Source organism: Microbacterium cucumeris (assembly GCF_058349845.2).
In genome coordinates this window covers 819502-833970 of record NZ_JBYRIZ020000001.1, presented here as the reverse complement: position 1 = coordinate 833970, position 14469 = coordinate 819502, and the positions used below count along the sequence as shown (strand labels likewise).

General features: G+C 70.8%; 12 protein-coding genes. 9 read left to right on the top strand and 3 right to left on the bottom strand.

All coding sequences use genetic code 11. The features are described from left to right. The first annotated feature begins 56 nt into the window (after positions 1–56). Positions 57–1721 (top strand): arginine--tRNA ligase, encoded by a 1665-nt coding sequence (gene argS / locus AC3RXZ_RS04140; protein ID WP_243224951.1) that lies wholly within the window; start codon positions 57–59, stop codon positions 1719–1721. A 32-nt stretch (positions 1722–1753) separates the two neighbouring features. After that, positions 1754–2596, top strand: a complete 843-nt coding sequence (locus AC3RXZ_RS04135) for an LmeA family phospholipid-binding protein (protein WP_491493247.1) — start codon at positions 1754–1756, stop codon at positions 2594–2596. On the opposite strand, the gene AC3RXZ_RS04130 is transcribed toward AC3RXZ_RS04135, so the two are convergent. Further along, positions 2593–3645: a YihY/virulence factor BrkB family protein gene (locus AC3RXZ_RS04130; protein WP_243224953.1), complete on the bottom strand. Its 1053-nt coding sequence runs from the start codon at positions 3643–3645 to the stop codon at positions 2593–2595. The two genes, AC3RXZ_RS04135 and AC3RXZ_RS04130, sit on opposite strands and share 4 nt — an antisense overlap. A gap of 184 nt (positions 3646–3829) precedes the next feature. Here AC3RXZ_RS04130 and lysA point away from each other — a divergent pair, with 184 nt between their 5' ends. The 6 genes from lysA to AC3RXZ_RS04100 all read left to right on the top strand — a co-directional run bounded on the left by lysA (position 3830) and on the right by AC3RXZ_RS04100 (position 11865). Then, a complete protein-coding gene (gene lysA, locus AC3RXZ_RS04125) occupies positions 3830–5269 on the top strand; it encodes a diaminopimelate decarboxylase (RefSeq protein ID WP_243224954.1) in 1440 nt (479 codons plus the stop codon). Further along, a complete protein-coding gene (locus AC3RXZ_RS04120; protein WP_243224955.1) occupies positions 5266–6588 on the top strand; it encodes a homoserine dehydrogenase in 1323 nt (440 codons plus the stop codon). The genes lysA and AC3RXZ_RS04120 overlap by 4 nt, the downstream gene beginning before the upstream one ends. Before the next feature lies 1 nt (position 6589). Then, the gene (gene thrB, locus AC3RXZ_RS04115) at positions 6590–7510 is read left to right on the top strand and encodes a homoserine kinase (protein ID WP_243224956.1); all 921 of its coding nucleotides are present in this window, start codon (positions 6590–6592) and stop codon (positions 7508–7510) included. Between the two features lie 163 nt (positions 7511–7673). Then, positions 7674–9632 (top strand): transcription termination factor Rho, encoded by a 1959-nt coding sequence (rho, locus tag AC3RXZ_RS04110; protein ID WP_491493246.1) that lies wholly within the window; start codon positions 7674–7676, stop codon positions 9630–9632. Positions 9633–9635: 3 nt separating this feature from the next. Continuing rightward, the gene (prfA, locus tag AC3RXZ_RS04105) at positions 9636–10715 is read left to right on the top strand and encodes a peptide chain release factor 1 (RefSeq protein WP_243224958.1); all 1080 of its coding nucleotides are present in this window, start codon (positions 9636–9638) and stop codon (positions 10713–10715) included. A 169-nt stretch (positions 10716–10884) separates the two neighbouring features. Then, positions 10885–11865, top strand: a complete 981-nt coding sequence (locus AC3RXZ_RS04100; protein ID WP_491493245.1) for a hypothetical protein — start codon at positions 10885–10887, stop codon at positions 11863–11865. Positions 11866–11955: 90 nt separating this feature from the next. Here the strand turns inward: AC3RXZ_RS04100 and epsC are convergent, their stop codons facing one another. Together epsC and cysK are read right to left on the bottom strand one after the other, a co-directional pair. Further along, positions 11956–12540 (bottom strand): serine O-acetyltransferase EpsC, encoded by a 585-nt coding sequence (epsC, locus tag AC3RXZ_RS04095; RefSeq protein WP_491493244.1) that lies wholly within the window; start codon positions 12538–12540, stop codon positions 11956–11958. Further along, a complete protein-coding gene (gene cysK, locus AC3RXZ_RS04090) occupies positions 12540–13478 on the bottom strand; it encodes a cysteine synthase A (RefSeq protein WP_243224961.1) in 939 nt (312 codons plus the stop codon). The genes epsC and cysK overlap by 1 nt, the downstream gene beginning before the upstream one ends. 97 nt (positions 13479–13575) lie before the next feature. On the opposite strand from cysK, the gene prmC reads away from it, so the two are divergent. Then, a complete protein-coding gene (prmC, locus tag AC3RXZ_RS04085) occupies positions 13576–14433 on the top strand; it encodes a peptide chain release factor N(5)-glutamine methyltransferase (RefSeq protein ID WP_491493243.1) in 858 nt (285 codons plus the stop codon). Positions 14434–14469: the final 36 nt, after the last annotated feature.

Here is a 14469-nt window from a genome sequence, read left to right as displayed (position 1 = left end):
TCACGATCCGCCCAGCGCAAATTCCGACCCGGTCCGAGCCGTAAACTTGAGTCCCTATGAACCCCGACACCCTCGCCGAAGCCCTTCTCGCCGTCGTCACTCCGCTCGCGGCCTCCCTGCGCCCCGACGAGGCGCTGGACCTCGCGGCATCCGACATCGTGCTGGAGCGCCCGCGCAACCGCGACCACGGCGACTGGGCGTCGAACCTGGCGATGCGCCTCGCGAAGCGCCTCGGCACCAACCCGCGCGAGCTCGCCGAGCAGATCGCGACCGGTCTCGCCGCCGTCGACGGTGTCGCGAGCGCCGAGGTGGCCGGTCCCGGGTTCATCAACATCCGTCTGGATGCCGCGGCCGCCGGTGTCCTCGCCCGGACCATCGTCGAGGCGGGAGCCGCCTACGGCACCAACGACTCGCAGAAGGGCGTGTCGGTCAACGTCGAGTTCGTGTCGGCCAATCCGGTCGGGCCGCTGCACATCGGGCACACCCGCTGGGCCGCCCTCGGAGACGCGATCGTGCGCCTGCTGCTGGCCAGCGGAGCCGAGGCCGTGCGCGAGTACTACATCAACGACGCCGGTGCGCAGATGGAGCGGTTCGCCGGCTCGATCCTCGCCGCGGCGAAGGGTGAGCCGACCCCCGAAGGCGGCTACCCGGGGGAGTACATCACGACGCTCGCCGGCCGCGTGCTCGAGGCACGCCCCGATCTGCTCGGCCTGCCCGAGGGCGAGCAGCTGGTCATCGCCCGTGATCTCGCGTACGAGTACCAGCTGGCCGAGATCAAGGACTCCCTCGAGCAGTTCAACGTGCCCTTCGACGTCTGGTTCTCCGAGCGCACGCTGCACGCCGAGGACGCCGAGGGCTCGAGCCTCGTCGATCAGGCCGTCGACCGGCTGCGCGAGCAGGGACACGTGTTCGACGACGAAGGCGCCGTCTGGGTGCGCACCACCGACTTCGGCGACGACAAGGACCGCGTGATCCGGCGCTCGAACGGCGAGTACACGTACTTCGCCGCGGACGCCGCCTACTACCTCAACAAGGGCGACCGCGGTTTCCAGAACAAGATCTACCTGCTCGGCGCCGACCACCACGGCTACGTGCATCGCCTGAAGGCCATCGCGGGTGCCGCGGGTGAAGACCCCGAGAAGAACATCCAGGTCCTCATCGGGCAGCTCGTCTCGGTGCGGGGAGCCCGGTTGTCGAAGCGTGCGGGCAACATCATCGAGATGGACGACCTCCGCGCCTGGATCGGCACCGACGCGCTGCGGTACGCGCTGGAGCGGTCACCCGCCGACTCGCCCCTCGACCTCGACCCCGAGCTGCTGCAGAAGCGCACGAACGACAATCCGGTCTTCTACGTGCAGTACGCCCACGCGCGCACCCACAACGTGTCGCGCAACGCCGCGGACTCCGGTGTGGACCGCGGCGAGTTCGCCCCCGAGACGCTCACGCACGAGACCGAGGCCGCCCTGCTCGGCGCGCTGCAGGAGTTCCCGCGCATCGTCGCCTTCGCCGCGGAGGTGCGCGAGCCCCACCGCATCGCGCGCTACCTCGAGGAACTGGCGGGGCTGTACCACCGCTGGTACGACAACTGCCGGGTCATCCCGCTGAGCTCCGACCCGATCGAGTCCGTGCACCGCACGAGGCTGTGGCTCAACGACGCCGCGGGACAGGTGTTCCGCAACGGACTGGGCCTGCTCGGCGTGTCCGCCCCGGAGCGGATGTAGTCCCCACGACGCCGACCCACCAGGATGGACGCATGAGCGACGACAACCCCACGCTGCCGTACCCGGATGCGTCGACCGAGCATCCGACCCTGGTGATCCCCGGGCAGAAGGACGACGAGGCGGCGGACGCCCGCCCCCGGCGTCCGCGGTGGCCATGGGTCGTCGGCATCGTCGTCGTGGTTCTGGTGCTGCTGGTCGTCGCGGCCGAGCTGATCGCCCGCGCCGTCCTTCCCGGGATCGTCCGCGGCATCGTCGTCGAGCAGCTGGACCTGCCGGCCGATCAGCAGCTCGACGCGCACGCCGAGGACCTCCTCCTGCCGCAGCTGATCTCGGGGCGCCTCGACGAGCTCACGCTCTCGACGGACTCGATCACCCTCGGCGGCATCACGGGCTCGGCGGACGTCACGGCGCTCGGCGTGCCGCTGGGCGGCGGTGACCTGGAGGCCGCGAGCGGCACGGTTCGCATCGATCAGGAGCAGCTCCAGAACCTGCTGGCGCAGAGCGACCTGCCGATCGAGGAGATCGCCTTCGAGGAGCCGGATGTCGTGGCCTCCGGTTCCGTGGACGTCCTCGGATTCAGCCTGCCGATCTCGCTCACGGCGACGCCAGGGGCAGAGGACGGCGAACTGACCCTCACGCCGATCGCCCTCCTCATCGGTGGCGTCGAGCTCAGCGCGGATCAGGTGTCGGCGCGACTGGGCGACCTCGGCGCGCGCCTCACCGAGACCCAGCGGATCTGCATCGCCGATCAGCTGCCTGCGGGCATCACGCTCACCGGCCTGACGATCGACGGCACCGAAGCGGTCGCGGACCTGTCCGTCGACGGCGGCATCGTCACGGACGCGGCACTGCAGCAGAACGGGACCTGCAGCTAGGACTTCCGCTCCGGCAGAGCATCCCTGGCGGCCTTCAGATTCGACACCGCCACCGACACGTCGTGCTCGGCCCGCTGGACCCGCCGCTGCGCCAGCGTGCGAGCCCCGAAGCGCGCGCTCACGCGGTCTTCGTGCTCCTCGATGCCCGTGACGATCACGGCGCATGCGATCAGGATCACCTGCGCCGAGAAGTTCAACCAGATCAGCAGAGCCAGCAACGAGGCGAACGAGGCCAGCAGCGGATTGGACGAGGCCCCGCCGACGAACAGACTCGACAACTCCTGCAGGACGATCAGGCCGACGGCCCCGAGCAGGGCGCCGGGCCACAGGGCGCCCCAGGGGGCGCGCCGTCCGGACAGCAGCATCCAGACGCCGATGATCAGTGCGGCGTCGAGCGCGAGGACGATGAGCAGAGAGAGGGCACGCACACCCCACAGGGCTGCGGGGGAGTCCGCCGCGATGCCCAGGAGCCCGGTGATCCAGGACACACCGAGCCGGCCGAGCACCGTCAGCGCCGCGGCGGCCAGGAACGCCGCCGCGATCCCGGCCGCGAGCAGGATGTTGCGCAGGACGACCCAGACGATCATCACATCATCGAGGACGGTGTCCGCGATGGTCCTGACAGCCGTGCGCAGCGACCCGACGGCGCCGAGAGCGGCGCCGATCAGCGCCACGAACGAGATGACCCCGGCGATCGAGAGTCCCGCCGGAACCGGGATCCTGTCCGGATCGGTGATCACCCCGTCCTCCCCGAACAGGCCGGGGATCGCGGCGTCCACGGCGGCGATCAGCGCCCGCCAGGCCTGCGGGTTGTCCGCGAGCCAGACCGTGGCGATCGAGAAGCCCAGCAGGACGCCGGCGAACACACTGAAGAGCGAGCGATAGGTGATGCTGTCGGCGAGCATGGGGCCGCGCCGCTCCGAGTACAGCAGCAGGGCGCGGACCAGGCGGCGCTGCAGAGCCCAGGCCGTGACGCGCTGGATGAGCCCGGCGATCCCGGTCGGCTGGGACGGGGCGGGTTCGGAAGGCGTGTCGTGTGCAGGCTCCATGCCGCCAAGGTAGGGCACCGCGCCCGCGCAGGACAGGGGGCTTGCCCCGTGTCGACCGGATCGCGTATGCGCCCGGAACATGGCGTCACCGTGGCAGGGCGGCAACGGCGCTTGCCCTAGAATCGGGGGCAGCCTCGCCGAGCGTCTCCTCGCCCGAGGATCCCGTCTCCACGATTGGTCCGCTGTGCTTCCCCCTGCCGATTCACTCGCCCCGGAATGGCTTCGCGTGCCCGAGGACGCGAACGATCTCGCGCCCGGCGTCTGGCCGGCTTCGGCCCGGCGCGACGACACCGGCCAGCTGCGCATCGGCGGCATCGCTGCTGCGGATCTCGTGCACGCCCACGGTTCTCCGCTGCTCGTGCTCGACGAGGACGAGGTGCGCACGCGCGCCCGCGCGTTCCGCGACGCGTTCGCCGCAGCGACGGCCGAGCACGGCGGCACATCGCGCGTCTACTATGCCGGGAAGGCGTTCCTCTCCACCGCCGTCGCGCGCTGGGTCACAGAGGAGGGCCTGAACGTCGATGTGTGCACGCGCGGTGAACTCGAGGTCGCGCTCGCCGCCGGCGTGGCACCCGGGCGCATCGGCTTCCACGGCAACAACAAGTCCGTTTCCGAGCTCGAGCGCGCCGTCGAGGTCGGGGTGGGCACGATCATCGTCGACAGTCTCATCGAGATCGAGCGGCTGGCTGCCATCACCGCGCGCACGGGTGCCGTGCAGAGCATCCTCATCCGCGTCAACAGCGGCGTCCACGCCGAGACGCACGACTTCCTCGCGACGGCGCACGAGGATCAGAAGTTCGGCTTCTCCTTCGCGGACGCCGAGGGCGCGGTGTCGCGCATCCGCGAGCTCGACGGGCTGCGGCTGATCGGCCTGCACTGCCACATCGGGTCGCAGATCTTCGGGGTCGGCGGCTTCCGTGAGTCCGCAGCGCGCGTGCTCGAGCTCCACGAGCGTCTGTGCCAGGGCGGGGAGCTGCCGTTGCTGAATCTCGGCGGCGGGTTCGGCATCGCGTACACGCGGGTCGACGACCCGACGCCCATCGAGCTGCTCGCGTCCGAGATCGTCGACGCGGTGGCGGCAGGTTGCGCTGTCCGCGGCATCCCCCTGCCCGAGCTGGCCTTCGAGCCGGGGCGGGCGATCGTCGGCACGGCGGGAGTGACGCTGTACGAGATCGGCACGACGAAGGACGTGACCCTGGATGCCGGGTCCCGCCGCTATCTCAGCGTCGACGGCGGCATGAGCGACAACGCCCGCCCCGCGCTGTATGGAGCGCAGTATTCGGCGCGGCTCGCGTCGCGCGCGGGCAGCGGCGAGCCGGTGCTGGTCCGCGTCGTCGGCAAGCACTGCGAGTCCGGCGACATCGTGGTCGATCACGAGTACCTCCCGGAGGATGCTGGGCCCGGCGACCTTCTCGCGGTGCCCGCCACCGGCGCCTACTGCGCCTCGCTGTCCAGCAACTACAACCACGTCCCCCGGCCCGCCGTGGTCGCCGTGTCCGGCGGCGCCGCCACGGTGATCGTGCGGGGAGAGACGATCGACGACCTGCTCGCGAGGGATGCCGGGATCGCCGGCGCCCGCGCGGCCGACACCGGGGCCGTGCGCCTCGCAGAAGGAGAACGATGACGCAGCTGGGGGATCCGGCACAGTACCGACGACTTCGGGTGGCGCTGCTCGGCGCCGGAGCGGTGGGATCGCAGGTGGCGTCTCTGCTGCTGCGCCACGGCGACGAACTCGCCGACCGTGCCGGAGCGCGACTGGAGCTGGCCGGCATCGCGGTCCGCAACCCCGACGCCCCGCGTGACGTCGATCTGCCGCGCGACCTGTTCACGACGGATGCCGAGGACCTGATCCTGGGCAGCGACATCGTCATCGAGCTCATGGGCGGCATCGAACCGGCACGCACGCAGCTGCTGCAGGCACTGAACTCCGGTGCCGACGTCGTCACCGCGAACAAGGCGCTGCTCGCAACGCACGGTCCTGAGCTGTTCGAAGCGGCCGACCAGGTCGGCGCCTCGGTGTACTACGAGGCGGCGGCGGCAGGCGCCATCCCGATCATCCGTCCGCTGCGCGATTCGCTCGCCGGCGACCGCGTGGTGCGGATCATGGGGATCGTCAACGGCACCACGAACTACATCCTGGACCGCATGGACACCGAAGGCGCCGACTTCGACGCCGTGCTGGCCGATGCGCAGCGCCTGGGGTACGCCGAGGCCGACCCGACGGCGGACGTCGAGGGCTACGACGCCGCGCAGAAGGCGGCGATCCTCGCGAGCCTCGCCTTCCACACCACGGTTCCTCTGGACGCGGTGCACCGCGAAGGCATCACCGGGGTCACGGCGGGAATGATCCAGCAGGCGCGCGAGGCCGGTTACGTCATCAAGCTCCTCGCCGTATGCGAACGCGTCACGGTCGACGAGGCCGAGTCCATCTCGGTGCGCGTGTACCCGGCACTCGTCTCCCGCAGCCATCCGCTCGCGTCCGTGCACGGAGCCAACAACGCCGTGTTCGTCGAGGCGGAAGCCGCTGGTCCGCTCATGTTCTACGGCGCGGGGGCCGGCGGAGTGCAGACCGCTTCCGCCGTTCTCGGCGACGTCGTGTCGGCCGCGCGCCGGCACATCGCCGGCGGTGTCGGCGTCGGCGAATCCACCAGGGCGGGACTCCCGATCGTCCCGATCGCCCACGTCACGACGCGCTATCAGATCACGCTCGAGGTCGAGGATCAGCCCGGAGTCCTGGCACGGATCGCCGGGATCCTCAGCGAGGGCGGCGTCTCGGTGGCGACGGTCGTGCAGACCGTCGATGACGAGGACGCAGGAACGGCCCGGCTCGTGATCGGCACGCACCGGGCGACCGAGGGCGCCCTGAGCGCGACCGTCGAACAGCTGGCCGCCAGTGAGGTCGTGGATCGCGTCGTCGCCGTGCTCCGCGTCGAGGGGGAGTGAGATGACGTCGATCGTCGTCCGCGTGCCCGCCACCAGTGCGAACCTCGGACCCGGATTCGACACGCTGGGCCTCGCGCTCAGCGTGTACGACGAGCTCGAGATCACCGTCCTCGACGACGACCGCCTCGAGATCCAGGTCGCCGGCACCGGGGCGGATGAGATCGCACGCGACGAGTCGAACCTCGTGTACCGCTCGATCGCGCATGTGTACGCGGATGCCGGTCGAGAGGTCCCGGGTCTGCGCATCGTCGCACGCAACGGTGTCCCGCACGGCCGAGGCCTGGGTTCCTCCGGCGCGGCGGTCGCCGCCGGCGTCCTCGCGGCCGCCGGCCTGCTCGCGCGGGCTGTGTCCCTCGACGAGGACGCCCTGCTGCGCCTGGCCACCGAACTCGAGGGACATCCGGACAACGTGGCGCCCGCGCTGTTCGGCGGGCTGACGATCGCGTGGACGGGACAGGACGGGCCGCGCCACAAGAAGCTGCTCGTGCACCGCGGCGTCGCGCCGCTCGTGCTCGTCCCGGAGCACACGATGTCGACGACTCTGGCGCGGTCGCTCCAGCCCGCGCAGGTCCCGCGCGAGGACGCCGTGTTCAATGTGTCGCGGTCAGCGCTGCTGATCGCGGCGCTGACGCAGAGCCCCGAGCTGCTGCTCGACGCCACGGCGGATCGGCTGCATCAGGACTACCGCGCCGAGGCGATGCCCGAGACGTACGCGCTCGTACAGGCGCTGCGGAAGGAAGGCTTCGCCGCCGTCGTCTCGGGGGCCGGCCCGAGCGTCCTGGTGCTCTGCGACGGCCCCGGCCGACGGCGCGAGGCCGTCGAGGTGGCGATGAGGGCCGCCGACACCCCGTGGGAGTCCCTCATGCCGGCCGTCGATGTGCGGGGTGGTACAGTAAAGGAACGAGCGGAGGGGTCCGCGTAGTTTCGTGAATCTGGCCCCCATCGCAATCTGCGAATTCCGTACGTCACATCCAGAGCCTTCATCGCTCTGGCCTCCGCGCGCCACGCGCCCGTGCGTACGAACGTGCATGGCACCCGTCGTGCACGAATGACGCTCACATCCCACGACATATAAGGGAGTACTCGTGGAGAACTTCTCCGAGACCCAGAACGACCAGCCCGCAGCGGCAGCCCCTGCCGCCGAGGCTCCTGCCGCCGACACGACCGCGGAGACCGCGGCGCCGGCGCGCAAGCGCGCTCCTCGCCGCGCGACCAGTGCCACCGCGGCCGCCAAGGCGGCGGCCGAGAGCGCCGCCGAGGCGCCTGCGGCGTCCGAGCCGGCGGCGTCCGACGCCCCGGCCGAGCCGGCCCCCAAGACCCCGCGCCGCAGCCGCGCCAAGAAGGCGGATGCCGCGGCCTCCGAGGCTCCGGCCTCCGACGCGCCTTCTGCTGACGCCCCTGCCGCCGCCGAGGCTCCGGCAGGCGACGGCGAGCCCGCGGCGGCCCCCAAGGGCCGCAAGCGCCCTGCGAAGAAGAAGGCGGACGCCGAGACGACCGACGACGCCGCCGAGGCGAAGCCCGCGGAGAAGGCTGAGGCGAAGGCCGAGAAGGCCGACGCGAAGAAGGACGACGCGAAGGACGCGGCCAAGGGCGACGCAGCTGCGGCATCCACCGACGAGTCCGCGAAGCAGAGCGCCTCCGACGCCGAATCCGGCGCCGAGTCGGGCGAGGAGGGCTCGGGCCGCAGCCGGAGCCGCAGCCGGAGCCGCAACCGCGGACGCGGTGGGAACGGTCAGAACGGCAACGGCCAGGAGCAGCAGTCCTCGTCGGCGGACGAGGAGCAGTCCTCCGGACGCAACCGCCAGCGCAACAAGCGCCGCGGCGGTGGCAACCAGACCGCCGACGAGTTCGAGACCGAGATCGGCGAGGACGACGTCCTGATCCCGATCGCCGGCATCCTGGACGTGCTCGACAACTACGCGTTCGTGCGCACCTCCGGCTACCTGGCCGGAGCCAGCGACGTCTACGTGTCGCTCGGGCAGGTCAAGAAGTACAACCTGCGCAAGGGCGACGCCGTCGTCGGTGCCATCAAGCAGCCGCGCGAGGGCGAGCAGCAGGGACGCCAGAAGTACAACGCGCTCGTGAAGGTCGACTCGATCAACGGCCTGTCCGTCGAGGATGCCGCCGCTCGTGTCGAGTTCGGCAAGCTGACGCCGCTGTACCCGCAGGAGCGCCTGCGCCTGGAGACCGCGCCCGAGAAGCTGACGCAGCGCATCATCGACCTGGTCGCCCCGATCGGGAAGGGTCAGCGCGGTCTCATCGTCGCGCCCCCGAAGGCGGGCAAGACCATCGTGCTGCAGCAGATCGCGAACGCGATCGCGCAGAACAACCCCGAGGTGCACCTCATGGTCGTGCTCGTGGACGAGCGCCCCGAAGAGGTCACCGACATGCAGCGTTCGGTGAAGGGCGAGGTCATCGCCTCGACCTTCGATCGCCCCGCGGAGGACCACACCACCGTCGCCGAGCTCGCCATCGAGCGTGCCAAGCGGCTGGTGGAGCTGGGCCGCGACGTCGTCGTTCTGCTCGACTCGATCACGCGTCTCGGCCGTGCCTACAACATCTCCGCCCCGGCATCCGGCCGCGTGCTCACCGGCGGTGTCGACGCCTCGGCGCTGTACCCGCCCAAGCGCTTCTTCGGCGCCGCGCGCAACATCGAGAACGGCGGATCGCTCACGATCCTGGCCACGGCGCTCGTCGAGACCGGTTCGAAGATGGACGAGGTCATCTTCGAGGAGTTCAAGGGCACCGGCAACAGCGAGCTGCGCCTGTCGCGCGCGCTGGCCGACAAGCGCATCTTCCCGGCGGTGGACGTCAACGCGTCCAGCACGCGTCGCGAGGAGATGCTGCTCAGCCCCGACGAGGTCAAGATCACCTGGAAGCTGCGTCGCGCCCTCGCGGGACTCGACACCCAGCAGGCCCTCGAGGTCGTGCTCGGCAAGCTCAAGGAGACCCACTCCAACGTCGAGTTCCTCGTCCAGATGCAGAAGTCGATCCCGGCCCCCGCGACCGGCTCCAGCCACGGGCACGAGAACAACATCCGCTGAACCGTGTTCGAGTCCGTCCAGGCGCTCATCGACGAACACCGCCGGGTCCAGGAGGAGCTCTCCGACCCGGCGGTGCACGCCGATGCCGCCCGCGCCAAGCGCGTGAACCGGCGCTACGCCGAGCTGTCCAAGATCGTGGCCGCTCACGAGGCGTGGCTCGCGGCATCCGAGGACCTGGAGGCGGCACGCGAGCTCGCCCGTGAGGACGAGGCCTTCGCGGCGGAGATCCCCGAGCTGGAAGCCGGCGTCGAGCAGGCGCAGGAGAAACTGCGACGACTGCTGATCCCGCGCGACCCGGATGACGCCCGCGACGTGATCATGGAGATCAAGGCGGGGGAGGGCGGTGCGGAGAGCGCGCTGTTCGCCGCCGACCTGCTGCGGATGTACATGCAGTACGCGGCATCCAAGGGCTGGAAGACCGAGCTGCTGGAGCGCAACGAGTCCGATCTCGGCGGTTACAAGGACGTCCAGGTCGCGATCAAGGGCGCATCGACCGATCCGGCGCAGGGAGTGTGGGCGCATCTGAAGTACGAGGGCGGCGTGCACCGCGTGCAGCGGGTGCCGGCGACCGAGTCGCAGGGGCGCATCCACACCTCGACGACGGGGGTGCTCGTCTTCCCCGAGGTCGACGAGCCGGACGAGATCGAGATCAACCAGAACGATCTGAAGATCGACGTGTTCCGCTCGTCGGGACCCGGCGGGCAGTCGGTGAACACGACGGACTCCGCCGTGCGCATCACGCACATCCCGACCGGGATCGTCGTGTCGATGCAGAACGAGAAGTCGCAGCTGCAGAACCGGGAGGCCGGCATGCGCGTGCTGCGCGCACGCCTGCTCGCCAAGCAGCAGGAGGAACTGGATGCCGCGGCCTCCGACGCCCGGCGTTCGCAGATCCGCGGGATGGACCGCTCCGAGCGGATCCGGACCTACAACTTCCCGGAGAACCGGATCGCGGATCACCGCACCGGCTTCAAGGCGTACAACCTGGACCAGGTGATGGACGGCGCGCTGGATCCCCTCATCGAGAGCGCGATCCACGCCGACGAGGAGGCGCGCCTCGCCGCCGTCGGCCGCGAGTCCTGACCGGCGGTCAGATCGAGCCTTGACCGGCGGCCGCTGCGCGCCCGCCTCAAGCCCGTCTATATGGCGCAAATGCTCGGTTCGCACGGCGTGTCGCGTGCATTTGCGCCACATTGACGGGGGTTGTGGAGAAGCCGAGCGAGCCGGAGGCGAGATCGGGCATGGTGGCGGCATGCTGCGGCCTCTTCCTGACGGACTACCGGACGTGTTCCGGGTGCGCGACGCCCGGGACCAGGGGGTCGGGCGGCGCCGATTGGATGCTCCCGACCTGGCGGCACCTTTCCGGGGCGTCCGGTTGGACGTCCGTGCGAGCCTGCAGGATCCCTCGTCGGAGGATCCCTGGGAGCGACGGCGTGACGCGCATCTGCGCCTCCTGCGCGCATACCTTCCCGTCCTGCCGGATGACGCCTACTTCTGCGGACCAAGTGCGGCGGTCGTGTGGGGGATTCCGTTGCCTCCGTGGGGTTGGCCGGATGAGCTGCACGTCGGTGTCCATCGGCCTCCGCGCGCGCCGCGCCGTCCCGGTGTCGTCGGGCATCAGCACACGCGCGGTTTCGTCAGGACGGTCGAACACGACGGACTGCCGGTGACGGACGCGGCGAGCACCTGGGCCTCGCTCGGAGGTGCGCTGGGGCTCGACGACCTCGTCGCCGCGGCCGACCGGGTCCTTCGCGTGCCGCGGCATCCCGGCGGGTTCGCGGAGGTGACGGAGGAGGCGCTCGCGACGCGCGACGAGCTCGAGCTCCTCGCGCGGCGCAAGGGTCGCCCCGGAGCCCCGCGGCTACGGCGCGCGCTGCAGCTGGCGCGCACGGGCGCATCGTCCCCGCCGGAGACGCACGTGCGGCTGATCCTCTGTCGCGCGGGACTTCCGGAGCCGGTCCTCGACCACGACGTGTACGACGATAACGGCCGCTTCCTGGGATGCAGCGAGTTGGCGTACCCGGACCTCAAGGTCGCGATGGAATATGAGAGCGATGGCCATCTGAGCCGTCATCAGCTCCAGCGGGACATCGACAAGTACCAGGCGTACGCCGAGGCGGACTGGTACCCCGTCCGTCTGACGTCTGACCATGTCTACCGGAACCCTCGGGAGACGGTGCGTCGCGTACGTGAGGCGCGTGCCGCGGCATCCGCCCGCGGTCACCGCCCGTGAGCGCCCGTCTATATGGCGCAAACGCACGCGACACGCCGAGCAGGGGCGTGCACTGGCGCCATATAGACGGGCGTTACGCCGCCCCGGCGGTCAGATCGAGTAGTCGGGAGCGGTCAGCAGCGCGCGCGTGTCGTCGTGCGGCTTGCGGGTGCGCGCCTTGGCCGGCACGCCGACCAGCACGCTGTCGGCCGGTGCGTCCTTCGTGACGACGGCGTTCGCGCCGATGACCGAGCGCGCGCCGACCGTGATCGGACCGAGGATCTTGGCGCCCGCGCCGACCGCGACGCCGTCGCCGAGGGTGGGATGCCGTTTGCCGGCGTCGCGCGTGCGGCCGCCCAGCGTCACGCCGTGGTAGATCATGACGTCGTCGCCGATCTCGGCGGTCTCTCCGATGACGACACCCATGCCGTGATCGATGAAGAAGCGGCGCCCGATGCGCGCTCCGGGATGGATCTCGATTCCGGTCAGCCAGCGCGCGAGCTGCGAGCCGAGCCGCGCGGGGAAGCGCAGCCCGCGCCGCCAGAGGGCGTGGTTGACCCGGTGCGCCCAGACGGCGTGCAGCCCGGGGTAGAGGATCGCGATCTCCAGGCCGCCGCGGGCGGCGGGATCACGAAGCCGGGCGGACGCGACGTCCTCGCGCATCCGCCCGACCCAGTGCATGCCGGGGATCGGCATCAGTCTTCGCGCAGGTCCTCGAACAGCGCGGTGGACAGGTAGCGCTCACCGGTGTCCGGAGCGACGACGACGATCGTCTTGCCCGCGCTCTCCGGGCGGGCTGCCACCTTGAGCGCCTGGGCGACCGCGGCGCCGCTGGAGATGCCCACCAGCAGGCCTTCCTTCGCGGCGAGAGCACGGGCGGTCGCGATCGACTCGTCGAACTCGGCCGTGATGACCTCGTCGATGACCTCGCGGTCGAGCACGTCGGGGACGAAGTTCGGTCCGATGCCCTGGATCTTCGCTGGGCCGACGCGGCCCTCGGAAAGCAGCGGAGAGTCCTTGGGTTCGACCGCGATGACCTTCACCTCGGGCTTCGCGGCCTTGAGCGCCTGTCCGGTGCCGGTGACCGTGCCGCCCGTGCCGACGCCGGCGACGAAGACGTCGACGGCGCCGTCGGTGTCGCGGAGGATCTCCTGCGCGGTGGTCTCGCGGTGGATCTGCGGGTTCGCGGCGTTCTCGAACTGCCGGGCCCAGACCGCGCCGGGGGTCTTCTCGATGATCTCCTTGAGCGTCTCGATCGCGCCGCTCATGCCCTTGGTCGGGTCGCTCAGTACGAGCTCGGCACCGAACGCCTTGAGCAGGACACGGCGCTCCTTGGACATCGACGCGGGCATCGTGAGGATCACGCGGTAGCCGCGCGCGGCACCCACCATGGCCAACGCGATGCCGGTGTTGCCGCTCGTGGCCTCGACGATCGTGCCGCCCGGCTTGAGCTCGCCGGACGCCTCGGCCGCGTTCACGATCGCGATGCCGATGCGGTCCTTGACGCTGGAGGCGGGGTTGAAGGCCTCGACCTTGACGAGGACGGTGGCGTCCAGGCCCTCGGTGAGACGGTTCAGCTTGACCAGCGGCGTGTTGCCGAAGGCTGTTGTGATGTCGGAGTGGATGCCGGGCATGAAGACGCCTTTCCTGAGCGGGTGACTGCCGACAGCCTAGGGGAGCGGTCTGTGGTGGGGACATATGTGACGGACCGTTGCGCTCTACGCTGGAGGGATGCCCGTCTCGATCGCCGCGCTCCTGCGCTCCGTCGCCCAGCAGCTCGCCGACGCGGGCGTGCCCGACCCCCTCGTGGACGCCGAGCTCCTGCTCGGGCATGTCGCCGGTCTCGGACGCGGAGCCGTGCAGGCGGCCGCCGTACGCGGCGACGATCTCGCGGAGGAGGACGCAGACCGTCTGCGCGCGCTCGTGGAGAGGCGTGCGGCGCGCGAGCCGCTGCAGCACCTGACCGGCACGGCGCCGTTCCGGCACCTCGAGCTCGCGGTCGGACCGGGCGTCTTCGTCCCGAGGCCGGAGACCGAGCAGGTCGCCCAGTTCGCCATCGACGCGCTCATGAACGCCCCGGATGCCGAGCCCATCGGCGTCGACCTCGGCACAGGATCCGGAGCCATCGCCCTGGCGATGGCGACCGAGGTCCCGCACGCCCGGATCTTCGCGGCCGAGCTCTCTGCGGACGCCCACGCGTGGGCCGCACGCAACACCGAGGCCGCCGCCAACCTGACGCTCGTCCACGCGGATCTCGCGGAGGCCTTCCGGGAGCTGGACGGCCGCGTCGCGGTCGTCATCTCGAATCCGCCCTACGTGCCGGACGATGCGATCCCGCGCGACCCCGAGGTCCGGCTGTTCGATCCGTCCACGGCGCTCTACGGGGGACCGGACGGGCTCGACGTCGTGCGCGTGCTCAGCCGTCGTGCACTCGCGCTGCTGCGGCCGGGGGGACTCCTGGTGATCGAGCACGGCGAGCTGCAGGGGGCGGAGGTCCGCGCGCTGCTGACCGCCGACGGCTGGCGAGCCGCGGCCACGCACCCCGACCTCACCCACCGGGACAGGGCCACCACGGCGCTGCGCCCCTGACCCGTTCCGCTTCTCCCCGACGTCTCCGCGTAGAAT

Excerpts from the sequence above, each read along its gene's own strand:
- AC3RXZ_RS04120 (WP_243224955.1), top strand. The coding sequence starts at position 5,266 with ATGACGCAGCTGGGGGATCCGGCACAGTACCGACGACTTCGGGTGGCG.
- AC3RXZ_RS04135 (WP_491493247.1), top strand. The coding sequence starts at position 1,754 with ATGAGCGACGACAACCCCACGCTGCCGTACCCGGATGCGTCGACCGAG.
- AC3RXZ_RS04130 (WP_243224953.1), bottom strand. The coding sequence starts at position 3,645 with ATGGAGCCTGCACACGACACGCCTTCCGAACCCGCCCCGTCCCAGCCG.
- AC3RXZ_RS04100 (WP_491493245.1), top strand. The coding sequence starts at position 10,885 with ATGCTGCGGCCTCTTCCTGACGGACTACCGGACGTGTTCCGGGTGCGC.
- prmC (WP_491493243.1), top strand. The coding sequence starts at position 13,576 with ATGCCCGTCTCGATCGCCGCGCTCCTGCGCTCCGTCGCCCAGCAGCTC.
- cysK (WP_243224961.1), bottom strand. The coding sequence starts at position 13,478 with ATGCCCGGCATCCACTCCGACATCACAACAGCCTTCGGCAACACGCCG.
- thrB (WP_243224956.1), top strand. The coding sequence starts at position 6,590 with ATGACGTCGATCGTCGTCCGCGTGCCCGCCACCAGTGCGAACCTCGGA.
- argS (WP_243224951.1), top strand. The coding sequence starts at position 57 with ATGAACCCCGACACCCTCGCCGAAGCCCTTCTCGCCGTCGTCACTCCG.
- epsC (WP_491493244.1), bottom strand. The coding sequence starts at position 12,540 with ATGCCGATCCCCGGCATGCACTGGGTCGGGCGGATGCGCGAGGACGTC.